The organism is Flavobacterium sp. (genome assembly GCF_043778725.1).
Lineage (GTDB): Bacteria > Bacteroidota > Bacteroidia > Flavobacteriales > Flavobacteriaceae > Flavobacterium.
The window spans coordinates 1-10,845 of the sequence record NZ_JAYWFT010000104.1 but is presented as its reverse complement, the minus strand read 5'-3'; the positions used below and the strand labels follow the sequence as shown (position 1 = coordinate 10,845).

Annotated in this window: 11 protein-coding genes and 1 pseudogene; 9 read left to right on the top strand and 3 right to left on the bottom strand. The window is 29.7% G+C overall.

The window, feature by feature from the left end; translation table 11 throughout:
- The 6 genes from ACH2CG_RS09720 to ACH2CG_RS09695 all read left to right on the top strand — a co-directional run.
- Positions 1-268 (top strand): hypothetical protein (locus ACH2CG_RS09720; protein ID WP_395064628.1); only part of this gene is annotated, 268 nt, incomplete at its 5' end.
- A 4-nt stretch (positions 269-272) separates the two neighbouring features.
- Positions 273-914, top strand: a complete 642-nt coding sequence (locus ACH2CG_RS09715; protein WP_395064626.1) for an HAD hydrolase-like protein — start codon at positions 273-275, stop codon at positions 912-914.
- A complete protein-coding gene (locus tag ACH2CG_RS09710) occupies positions 911-1,639 on the top strand; it encodes a hypothetical protein (RefSeq protein WP_395064624.1) in 729 nt (242 codons plus the stop codon). Before ACH2CG_RS09715 ends, ACH2CG_RS09710 begins: the two co-directional genes overlap by 4 nt.
- A complete protein-coding gene (locus ACH2CG_RS09705; RefSeq protein ID WP_395064622.1) occupies positions 1,632-2,345 on the top strand; it encodes an HAD hydrolase family protein in 714 nt (237 codons plus the stop codon). Before ACH2CG_RS09710 ends, ACH2CG_RS09705 begins: the two co-directional genes overlap by 8 nt.
- Positions 2,342-3,439 (top strand): glycosyltransferase family 4 protein, encoded by a 1,098-nt coding sequence (locus ACH2CG_RS09700; protein ID WP_395064620.1) that lies wholly within the window; start codon positions 2,342-2,344, stop codon positions 3,437-3,439. The genes ACH2CG_RS09705 and ACH2CG_RS09700 overlap by 4 nt, the downstream gene beginning before the upstream one ends.
- On the top strand, positions 3,420-4,559 hold the full coding sequence (locus ACH2CG_RS09695; protein ID WP_395064618.1) for a glycosyltransferase family 4 protein: 1,140 nt from the start codon (positions 3,420-3,422) through the stop codon (positions 4,557-4,559). The genes ACH2CG_RS09700 and ACH2CG_RS09695 overlap by 20 nt, the downstream gene beginning before the upstream one ends.
- A gap of 38 nt (positions 4,560-4,597) precedes the next feature.
- Here the strand turns inward: ACH2CG_RS09695 and mnmE are convergent, their stop codons facing one another.
- Entirely contained in the window at positions 4,598-5,998 is a 1,401-nt protein-coding gene (gene mnmE, locus ACH2CG_RS09690) for a tRNA uridine-5-carboxymethylaminomethyl(34) synthesis GTPase MnmE (RefSeq protein ID WP_395064616.1), read from the bottom strand.
- A gap of 80 nt (positions 5,999-6,078) precedes the next feature.
- On the opposite strand from mnmE, the gene ACH2CG_RS09685 reads away from it, so the two are divergent.
- The 3 genes from ACH2CG_RS09685 to ACH2CG_RS09675 all read left to right on the top strand — a co-directional run bounded on the left by ACH2CG_RS09685 (position 6,079) and on the right by ACH2CG_RS09675 (position 8,771).
- The gene (locus ACH2CG_RS09685) at positions 6,079-6,690 is read left to right on the top strand and encodes a hypothetical protein (protein ID WP_395064614.1); all 612 of its coding nucleotides are present in this window, start codon (positions 6,079-6,081) and stop codon (positions 6,688-6,690) included.
- Positions 6,657-7,850, top strand: coding sequence for a hypothetical protein (locus ACH2CG_RS09680; RefSeq protein ID WP_395064612.1), 1,194 nt, complete (start codon positions 6,657-6,659; stop codon positions 7,848-7,850). The genes ACH2CG_RS09685 and ACH2CG_RS09680 overlap by 34 nt, the downstream gene beginning before the upstream one ends.
- A 90-nt stretch (positions 7,851-7,940) precedes the next feature.
- Complete coding sequence (locus ACH2CG_RS09675; RefSeq protein WP_395064610.1) at positions 7,941-8,771, top strand: universal stress protein; 831 nt, start codon at positions 7,941-7,943, stop codon at positions 8,769-8,771.
- Between the two features lie 72 nt (positions 8,772-8,843).
- Here ACH2CG_RS09675 and dnaN read toward each other — a convergent pair whose 3' ends face one another.
- Both dnaN and ACH2CG_RS09665 read right to left on the bottom strand, forming a co-directional pair.
- A complete protein-coding gene (dnaN, locus tag ACH2CG_RS09670) occupies positions 8,844-9,962 on the bottom strand; it encodes a DNA polymerase III subunit beta (RefSeq protein ID WP_395064608.1) in 1,119 nt (372 codons plus the stop codon).
- A 100-nt stretch (positions 9,963-10,062) separates the two neighbouring features.
- A pseudogene (locus ACH2CG_RS09665) lies at positions 10,063-10,845 on the bottom strand (gliding motility-associated ABC transporter substrate-binding protein GldG); the annotation flags it as partial.

Sequence of the window (10,845 nt, the reverse complement as noted above, 5' to 3'; positions counted from 1 at the left end):
CGTTTTTAATAGTGTTAAAATGGATATTCAAGCCGAATTAAAAGGTTTTGATGTAGATGTTCATTTTAAAGACACTACCGAAATGGATCAATCGCTTTTTAATATTTTGGCAACAGGAATTGCGCAATACAGGCTTCCTGAAACTACTTGGACAACTACACCAAGAACTGAAAATCTATTGAATTATAAATCAATGGAACAACTTTTAGAACAAAATAAAGTTGATCTTGATTTATTTAATTTGTATCACTCTTATATTCCACATTAAATTGATGATACATAAGTTTGATAAACTAATTTTATTAGATTTTGATGGTACTATTTTAGATTCCACTACCGCTTGGTCTAATGTGTACCTTAATTACTGCAATCTCTATAATCTAGATGTTTCAGAAAGTATAAGATTAAATACAAATTCTCTTCCTTTTTTTGAATGGATTGATGCAATAAAAACCACACATATAATTAAAGAAGAAAGCCAATTTGTTTTTGAAAAACTAAACGAATTAGCATTGGAAGTTTACAAAACTATTGCTCCAAAAAAAGGTTTTATTGAGTTCGTCACACAACAGATTATTTTAAAAAATAATATTATTATTATTTCTAGAGAAGAACCAAATTTAATAAGCCAGTATTTAAAACATTATGAAATTGCAAGTATTTCAAAAGTCTTGCAAGACAAATTTAGAAATAGAGCAACAACTAATTTTTATTATGATATTGCATCAAATTATGAATGTACAATAAAAGATATTACATTGATAGATGATTCATTGTCTCATTGTGTAAGCGCAAAACAAGCAGGTTTATATGTTGTAGGATTAAATGATAATCATTCTGAAGAGAGACAAGATCAAATGAAGGCGATTTGTGATTTATATATAAATGATTTTACACCGTTATTACAATTATGAACAAATTAAAATTTGCTTTTACAATTGATATAGATTGGGCAAGCGATGCGGTATTAATCTATGCGCTAGATCCAATACTAAAACGAAATATTCCTCTTACGATATTTTCAACCCATAATTCGAAATGGTTACTTGATAAGTCTATAAATAACAACAATATTGAACTGGAAATCCATCCCAATTTTTGTTTGAATAGTTCTCATGGCACTACTTATGAAGAGGTTTTTGATTATTGCAGTCAACTCAAAACTGAGAAAATAGGTTTTAGAAGTCATAAATATTTTGATGTAAATGAAATAAACGAACATTATAAGTCAGTCGGATATAAATATTCTTCCAATATCTGCACTGATTTGCAATACGTTCAACCATTTATCAATAGAGTAGGCTTGTTGTCAATTCCATTGTTTATGGAAGATGGAGGTTTCTTATTGCAAAAACATAATTTATGTTTAAAAACTATTCTCGATAAACTGCCAAATAAAGGCACAGTAGTTTTTCTATTTCATCCAATGCATTTAGCTTTTAATAGTAGTGACTTTGATACTATGAAAACACTTAAAAACACTATAACTATTGAGGAATATCAAAATATTTCAGTAGATACTATTGAAAAAAATACTAACAAATCATTTGGTGTAGGCAATTTATTATGGGAACTTATAGAATGGAGTGCAAAAAATGGAATTGAAAATGTGCTGTTAAAGTCTTTGATTAATGAATAATAATCCACAAAATATATATGTTTTTGATGTTGGTAATACATTGATAGAGAAACCTAGTAATATAATGGTTTCCACTTTGGCTGAGGATTTAGTAGCATTACAGAAAAACGGAAATAATATTGGCATTGCAACTATGCGAAATTTAACAATGCTAAAAGAACTAATAAATCAAGTGAAATTTGATTTTGTCATTGCTTTAAATGGTGCTTATGTTCAATGTGGAAATGAAGTTATTGTTGATAAACCTATTGAAAGTAAAGATTTCATTCAAATAAAAAAAGCTCTTGATTATAAACAAGTTCAGTATAAACTTTATACTAAGAATGACATTCTTAGCCAAGAAGAATCTAATGAGAAAATTTATGGAATTGAGCTAAAAGAATGTTACGATTTTGTAGATGAATTGAAAGCCAGTTTTCCATCATTTGTTTATCATATTTGGGAAAAAGGAAAGAGTTGTGATATACATAGTATAGATGTTTCAAAAGCTAAAGCTATAGAAAAGGTTTGTAATTACTTTGGTATTCCAATTCAAAAAAGCATTGCCTTTGGAGATGGTTTCAATGATATTGAAATGTTTAAAGTTTGTGGAAAGTCAATCGCCATGGAAACAGCACCAGACCAATTAAAACAAGTAGCCACTTTTGTGACAAAATCAGTAAAAGATAATGGTGTAAGTTGGGCTTTAAAAGAATTTCAATTATGAAGATTATATTATTTGCAGATAAATTACCTCCAGAAATAGGAGGAATGGAAATTCATGCGCACTATTTTGTTCAACATTTTTCAAAAGGAAATGATCTTATAATTATTTCAAAGAGAAATGGCTTTGATGTTGTTGTTAATTATGATTACAAAATTATAAAAGAGATTGTTCTACTTGATTTTTTAAAGTCATTTGAAAATGAAAAATGTACAGTATTTTACAATAGTGGATTTTGGATTGAAAATTTTATTGATATAAAAAAGCTGTTAAAAAAAGCCGTTTTTCTATATAGAACAGGTGGAAACGAAATAAATAAAGCTCAATTGTCAATTCCGATTGCTCTTCATTCAGATCGACAGAAGTATTGGGTAAATGCGATTAACAATAGTATAGATTTTTTAATTGCAAACAGTCAGTTTACTAATAAACGATTGATTGATTTAGGTGTACGAAACGAAATTATAAAGATTATTTCAGGTGGTGTTGATAGTATTAACATACAAAATGCAATTAATCAAAAATTGCAAACAAGAAAACTATTAAATTGCAATGAAACATATAAACTAATTGTTTGTTGTTGTCGCTTTGTTCCTTATAAGAGAGTTGATTATTTGCTTAGCGCATTTCAATATTTACCAAAACAGTACAAAATTATTTTAGTTGGCGATGGAAACTTGCTTGATAATGCTAGAATAACGGCAAACAATATGAATTTGAATGTTAATTTTTTAGGTAGATTGTCCCATGAAGAAACGCTGAGAATTATTGCTGCAGCCAATATTTATTGTCAAGCAAGTACTGATTTAGTTGTAAAAGTAGAAAACGGAAGCTATGTGCATACCGAAGGAATGGGAAGAAGTTTAATAGAATCCATTTGTTGTGGAAATAGAGTTGTAGTAACAAATTGTGGTGCATTAGATGAATTTATAAACTTTGATAACGGCGTTTTAGTAGATGAGGATGAAACTGAATTTGCACGACAAATTGAGCTTATACTTTCTCTACCTTCAATAAATGAAATAAATCGACAAACCTATTGTGATAAGTATAATTTTGAAAGAATATTTAATAAATATGAAGACCTTTGGAATTAAAAAAGTCATAATAATTACTGGTAAATTTCCTAATATAACTACCGATACTGACGGTGGAAGTATTATGGTTAACCATTTAATCGATGCTTTACATGACAAATGCATTTTAGATGTGGTTTTTACTCGAACTTATAATGACAATTTCAGAACTATTGAAGGTGTTAGAGAAGTAATTTTCCACACAAATAAAATTCGAAATCATGATAAATTCCTTCGTAGATTAGACAATATTGAGTGGAACAGTGCTATGCTATCTCAAATTATACCGCAATATGACAAAGTGATTATTATTCATTGCAGTAAGGCATTTGGTTTAGAAAATTTATCACAGGAATTATTGAATAAGATTATTTTATTTCCAATGTTTATGTCTTCCTCTTACTTGCGTTCAAACGAATTTGTACCTTCAAAATATACTGAAGCAGAGCAAAAAATTGTATCTAAAATATCTAAAATTATTACCCCAAGTCAATCCGAAAAAGAGGATATAATCAAAGATTATGCAGTTTCAGAAAATAAAATAATTATAATACCAAGAGCAGTAAACGCATTCATTAATAGTAAGTTGAGGTTGCGTTCTAAACGTAATAAATTGATTTACATTGGAGCTATAAAAAAGCAGAAAAGAAATGATGAAGCTATAATTTTACTTTCTGAAATCAAAAAAATGGGATTAAAATCTCATTTGTATTTGGTTGGATCAATACAAGATAATCAGCTATATACCCATTGTTTAGATTTAATAAAAAATTTAGACTTAGAAAATGACATTACTTTTTGTGGTGTTTTATCTCAAAATGAAATTGCAATAATACTAAACGATATGGATATTAATATTTCAGTATCTCGTTGGGAAACTTTTGGAAGAGGAATTTTTGAAGGTTTGTCTGCCGGATTACCAACTGTTGTTTATGACAACATTGATTGTTTGGCAGAATATGCAACTATAAATAATGGAATTTCATATGTAGAAAACTTAAATGATTTTGTAGGTAAAGTGTATGAATTATGTACAAATTCAAATTTTTATAAGATTCAATCTAATGAAGCATTAGAAAATAGTTCTCAATTTTCGATAGAAAAACAAAAAAAACTATTGTTAAAAGAAATATTATATTAGTTTTCGTCGGTTTATTTCAATAGCTGTTTTAAACCAATCTACTTCCCAATACAAAAATTAGCAAATATATTTCCCAACAATTCATCATTAGTAACTTCGCCAGTAATTTCGCCAAAGTAGTATAGTGCTTGACGAATATCAATCGCCATTAAATCAGACGGAAGATTAGAACTTAATCCAAATTTTACTTTCTGTATTTCTTCTAACGCTTTTAGTAACGAATCGTAGTGTCTTGTATTTGTTATAATTGTTTCGTTATTTCTTAGTGCTCCAGTGTTTACAAAAGAGAGTAAGGTGTTTTTTAAATCGTCAATTCCAAGTTTTTCTTTGGCAGAAATGGTTTCAAGTTTCAGGTTTAAAGTTTCAAGTTTTTGACGAATAGTTTCCACCTCATTTATAGATAATAAATCAACTTTATTAATAATTACGATTAGTGGTTTTTGAGGAAATTTATTTTTGATTTTTTCTATTTCAACCTGAAACTTTAAACCTGAAACTTGTAACTCTTTTGCGTCAAGCAAAAGGATTACAACTTGCGCTTGCTCTATTTTTTCAAATGTTTTTTTAATTCCGATACTTTCTACAACATCAATTGTTTCACGTATTCCGGCTGTATCAATGAATCTGAATCCAATTCCACCAATTACCAATTCGTCTTCAATGGTGTCGCGAGTAGTTCCTGCGATTTCCGAAACTATGGCGCGTTCTTCATTTAATAATGCATTTAATAATGTAGATTTTCCAACATTTGGTTCACCTACAATTGCAACTGGTATTCCGTTTTTAATTACGTTTCCAACTGCAAATGAATCGATTAATCGTTTTAAAACAAATTCAATTCGATTCAATAAATCATGAAATTGTGTTCTATCGGCAAATTCTACATCTTCTTCGGCAAAGTCTAATTCCAGTTCGATTAACGACGCAAAATTCAATAATTCTTCACGCAATTTCGAAATTTCACTGCTAAAACCACCACGCATTTGCTGCATCGCAATTTGATGTGAAGCTTCATTATCTGACGAAATCAAATCGGCAACTGCTTCTGCTTGTGATAAATCTAATTTTCCGTTCAAGAAGGCACGAAGCGTAAATTCGCCAGCTTGTGCCATTCGACAACCTTTTCGAAGTAATAACTGAATAATTTGTTGTTGGATAAAAGTCGAACCGTGGCACGAAATTTCAATCACATCTTCTCCAGTGTAAGAATTAGGATTTTTGAAAATCGAAACCAAAACTTGATCATACACTTTTGCTCCATCAACAATGGTTCCTAAGTGAATGGTATGCGTTTTTTGCTTAGTAATGTCTTTTCCAGAAACAGATTCAAAGACTTCTTTTGCAATCGTAATCGATTCTTTTCCAGACATTCTAATAATTGCAACTGCACCAGCACCAGAAGGAGTAGCAAGTGCAACAATAGTTTCTTGATTTATCATAGTGCAAAAGTAAAGAAAACTTTGAAAATGAAACGCCCGATTGTGTCATTATAACTTATATTTGTTGCAAACCTTTTGTAATGGAAATTTATAGCAGCAGAAAAATACACTTCGAGCAAGAACTCAACGAGTTAAAGAAAAAATACAATTTACTAAGTACCATTCGTCTCGTTTGTGGAATTTTGATTTTTATATCAGGTTATTATTTTCTAAAAACTTATGATTCATTATATCTAACAACGGTTTTTGTTTTGGTGGTAGTTTTTGTTTTTTTGATGAAAAAGCATGATAAAATTAGTAACCAAAGAAAGTTAAAAGAGGCTATTGTTGCTATAAATACGGATGAATTAAACTATTTGAATTTCAATAAATTACCTTTTGAAAACGGAATTGAATTCAATGATTTTTCGCATCCTTATTGTTATGATTTGGATATTTTTGGAAATCATTCTTTGTTTCAAAATCTGAATCGGACAAGTACTTTCATTGGAAAAATCACACTTGCAAGTCGATTAATGAAATCACTTTCTAATGAAGAAATTTTAAAAAATCAAGAAGCGGTAAAAGAACTATCGAATAAAATTGATTGGAGACAAAATTTTAGTGCTATTGCAAAAGTTGGGAAAGATTCTAAATTGGTTTATCAAAAAATAATCAATTGGAGTCTTCTGAAAGTGAAGAATTTACATTGAAAGATACTATTTTATCTTTTGTAACTCCAGTTGTGATAACCGTTTCATTTTTAGCTTATTTAGTAACTTCAAATGATTTATTTATTAAAATTATAGGTTATTTATTTGCCATAAATTTGGGAATTATAGGAGGTTTTTACAAAAGAATCAAAAATGAAATCAATCATACGACAGAGATAGATGCAATTGTGAAACAGTATGGATTACTTATTGAAAGCATTGAAAATGAAGAGTTTTTATCTGATAAATTAAATAATTTAAAAGAAAAATTAAAATCTGAAAACAGTAAAGCAAGTAATGAACTCAAACAGTTATCCGAATTATTTTCAAGAATGGATACTATAAATAATTTATTTGTTTCTCTTGTTTTCAATGGTTTATTTCTGTTTCACGTGCATACTTTAAAATCGCTTTTGAATTGGAAAAAGAATAACGCACCATCATTAAAAAATTGGTTGGATGTAATTGGTGAATTCGAAATGCTGAATAGTTTGGCTAATTTTTCATATAATAATTCCGATTTTGTCTTTCCTGAAATCAATTCTGAATATGAAATTTCATTTACCGATTTAAGTCATCCATTATTGAATACTAAAACTCGAATTGGAAATGATGTAACTTTTCAACCGCAATCATTCATGATTCTGACAGGTTCGAATATGTCTGGGAAAAGTACTTTTTTGAGAAGTTTAGGTATCAATATGGTCTTAGCTGGAATTGGTACGCCAGTTTGTGCTACTAAAGCCAATGTGCATCCAATGCCAATTTTGGTTTCAATGCGATTATCCGATTCGTTATCAGATAGTGAATCTTACTTCTTTGCAGAAATTAAACGTCTTAAATTGATAATGGATAATTTAGAAGGCAATCGTGCTTTTGTATTATTGGATGAAATTTTAAGAGGAACAAATTCTGATGATAAACGCAACGGAACTATTGAAGTAGTTAAAAAGATGATTTCTAAAAAAGCCATCGGAGCAATTGCAACTCATGATATTGAGGTTTGTTTGACTACAAATGAATTTCCAAATGACTTGACTAATAAATGTTTTGAAGTTGAAATTGTCAATAATGAGTTGGATTTTGATTATAAACTTCGTGATGGAATTTGTAAAAATAAAAGCGCTACTTTTTTGATGAAGAAAATGGGTGTGATTTAAAGTTAAATTATTGTGAATATGACGTTTATCATATTTTAATAGCTTGTTTTGGTTGTAACTTTATAGTATATAACCAATACTTGTTTTAAGATGAAAAAGATTTTAGTTCCCACAGATTTCTCTGATATTGCCAACAATGCTTTTGTGCACGCATTAGGTTTGGCTAAATTGGTTCATGGTGAGTTGATTTTGCTTCACACTTATGAATTACCGATTGTTGATAATCAATTTGCGCCTCAAAATTATAAAGTACTTTTTGATTCTTTAGAACTTTCAAATTTCGAAAAATTTAAAGATGAAGTTCCAAAGCTTCATAAACTAGCGGAAGAAAATGGCTTTGAACATATCAAAATGAGCCACATGCTAATGGATGGTGATTTGATTTATAATATCAAAGAAATCATTAAAAACGATTCTATTGACTTTGTTGTAATGGGAACTTCAGGCGCAACAGGTTGGAAAGAAATGTTTATCGGAACTAATACTGGTGAAGCAATTGCAAATTTGAGTGTTCCAGTTTTAAGCGTTCCAGAAACTGCTAAATTTACTAAAATTGAAACTATCGGATTCACAACAAGATTTCGAGAAAAAGACAAAGAAGCATTATCAAATGTAATTAAAATCGCAAAATCTGCCGGAGCTGTTGTAAAATGTCTTTATGTTCAAACGAGAGAAACTGATAACACACAAGCTACTTACGACGATTGGTCAGAATATTTTAAACACGAACCGGTTCAATTTTTTATTATTCCGAACGATGAAGTTAATCAAACGATAGAAGAGTTTATTGACCATCAAAATATTGATGTTTTAGCTATGCTAACTTATAAAAGAAATTTTTTTCAATGGTTGTTTACAACGAGTTTTACTGAAAAGATGTCTTATCATTGTACGATTCCAATTTTGGCTCTGCACGAATAAATTCATACAAATTAAAAACCGTCAAGAAATAAATCATGACGGTTTTCGTTGGTTGGGTTAGTTAATTTATTTTTAGTTGTTAAGCATCACAGGCATAACAAGCATTGTAACAGTTTCACCTTCGTCAAGACCATCAACAGGAGTTAGAATTCCGGCTCTATTTGGCATTGACATTTCCAATTGAATTTCGTCCGATTGTAAATTGCTCAACATTTCCAATAAGAAGCGAGAGTTAAAACCAATTTGCATATCATCACCTTGGTAATCACAAGTCAATCTTTCTTCTGCTTTGTTTGAGTAATCGATATCTTCGGCAGAAATATTTAATTCTGCACCAGCTATTTTCAAACGAATTTGGTGTGTAGTTTTGTTAGAAAAAATCGCAACACGACGAACAGAACTAAAAAATTGTGATCTATCAATCAATAATTTATTTGGATTTTCTTTTGGGATAACCGCTTCATAATTAGGATATTTTCCGTCAATTAATCTGCAAGTTAGGATGTAATTTTCAAATGAGAACGTTGCATTTGCGTCGTTATAATCAATTTTCACTTCAGCATCAGATGAACCTAAAATACTTTTCAAGATATTTAAAGGTTTTTTGGGCATAATAAAATCGGCTACTTGTGATGCTTTTACATCGGTACGAGCATATTTTACTAATTTGTGAGCGTCAGTTGCAACAAATATCAAACCTTCTGGAGAAAATTGGAAGAATACACCAGACATAACTGGACGTAAATCATCGTTTCCAGCAGCGAAAATAGTTTTACTAATTGCAGTCGCTAAAACTTCCGCAGGAACTAAAGTTGATGATGGATCTTCTAGTTGTACTGATTTTGGAAATTCTTCACCTGGAGCATAAGCAATAGCATATTTTCCTGAGTTAGAACTAATTTCAATAGTACTATTTTCTTCAACTGTGAATGTTAAGGGTTGTTCTGGAAATGTTTTTAGAATGTCTAACAACAATTTTGCAGGAACGGCAACGCTTCCTTTATCGGTTGATTCAATTTCTAAAGTAGCCGACATAGTCGTTTCTAAATCAGAAGAAGAAACAGTTAACGCTTTTTTATCTAATTCAAATAAAAAGTTATCTAAAATTGGTAAGGTATTACTACTGTTGATAACGCTACCTAAAACTTGTAGTTGTTTTAATAAGTACGAACTTGATACTATAAATTTCATTTCTATGATTTTTAACTAACTATTTCTCGTTTTTTTAAAATAGTTTATATTCTACAAATATATCTTAAAGAAATAGATTTCTAAAAGATTTTTATTAACATTACTTACTATACTTCCTTTTTCTTAGGAAAGTGAACACTAATCCGAATACCAATAAAATTACAATTGGAACTCCGACAGTTATGATTTGTGAAAAGGTATAATTTTCTTGCACTTTATTAGAATCCAAAATTGGCAGGTCAACTTCTTTGCTTCTTATGTTAATAAGTCCGTTATCGTCAAGCAAATAATTCACACAATTCATCATGAATTCCTTATTGGCGTATAGATTATTTGTCCATTTGTCAAATCCTAATTCTAATGGTTGAAAGTTTTTATCCAATTGATTTTTGATGACATCACCATCCGAAATTACAATCATTTTATTTTCTTTTCCAGTAGGAGCGAAGGTGTTATCTTTAAAAGGTAATACTCTATTTTGATAAACAGAATGAAATTTTCCTTCTAGTAAAACGGCAACTGGTAAATCTCCTTTTCCTGAAAATTCTTTTTGGTCTGGTCGTTCTTCAACCATATTTAGATTTACTTGTGTTGGCGTTCCAACGGCTTTAGAATAAGGCGAACTTTGAAGTAAAACGGTTTTTTTAATATCGTTTTTTAGTACTTCTATCGGATTTGTAAATTCAAATTTAATTCCGTCTAGATTACTAACTATAGGACTAATTTTAGATTTATCTTTATTATCTGTTGGATAAATCATTGGAGAAAATAACCAAGCAAATTTAGTATATTGTGTTGCACTTCCTTGTTGTCCTGTGGCTAAAGAAATTGGAGTTGCCATTACATCTTTAACTAAATCTGGTGTATTCTTCCAATTTTCTCC

Bases quoted from the DNA above. Each gene is read 5' to 3' on its own strand.
- ACH2CG_RS09715 (WP_395064626.1), top strand. From the start codon at position 273: ATGATACATAAGTTTGATAAACTAATTTTATTAGATTTTGATGGTACT.
- ACH2CG_RS09710 (WP_395064624.1), top strand. From the start codon at position 911: ATGAACAAATTAAAATTTGCTTTTACAATTGATATAGATTGGGCAAGC.
- ACH2CG_RS09705 (WP_395064622.1), top strand. From the start codon at position 1,632: ATGAATAATAATCCACAAAATATATATGTTTTTGATGTTGGTAATACA.
- ACH2CG_RS09700 (WP_395064620.1), top strand. From the start codon at position 2,342: ATGAAGATTATATTATTTGCAGATAAATTACCTCCAGAAATAGGAGGA.
- ACH2CG_RS09695 (WP_395064618.1), top strand. From the start codon at position 3,420: ATGAAGACCTTTGGAATTAAAAAAGTCATAATAATTACTGGTAAATTT.
- mnmE (WP_395064616.1), bottom strand. From the start codon at position 5,998: ATGATAAATCAAGAAACTATTGTTGCACTTGCTACTCCTTCTGGTGCT.
- ACH2CG_RS09685 (WP_395064614.1), top strand. From the start codon at position 6,079: ATGGAAATTTATAGCAGCAGAAAAATACACTTCGAGCAAGAACTCAAC.
- ACH2CG_RS09675 (WP_395064610.1), top strand. From the start codon at position 7,941: ATGAAAAAGATTTTAGTTCCCACAGATTTCTCTGATATTGCCAACAAT.
- dnaN (WP_395064608.1), bottom strand. From the start codon at position 9,962: ATGAAATTTATAGTATCAAGTTCGTACTTATTAAAACAACTACAAGTT.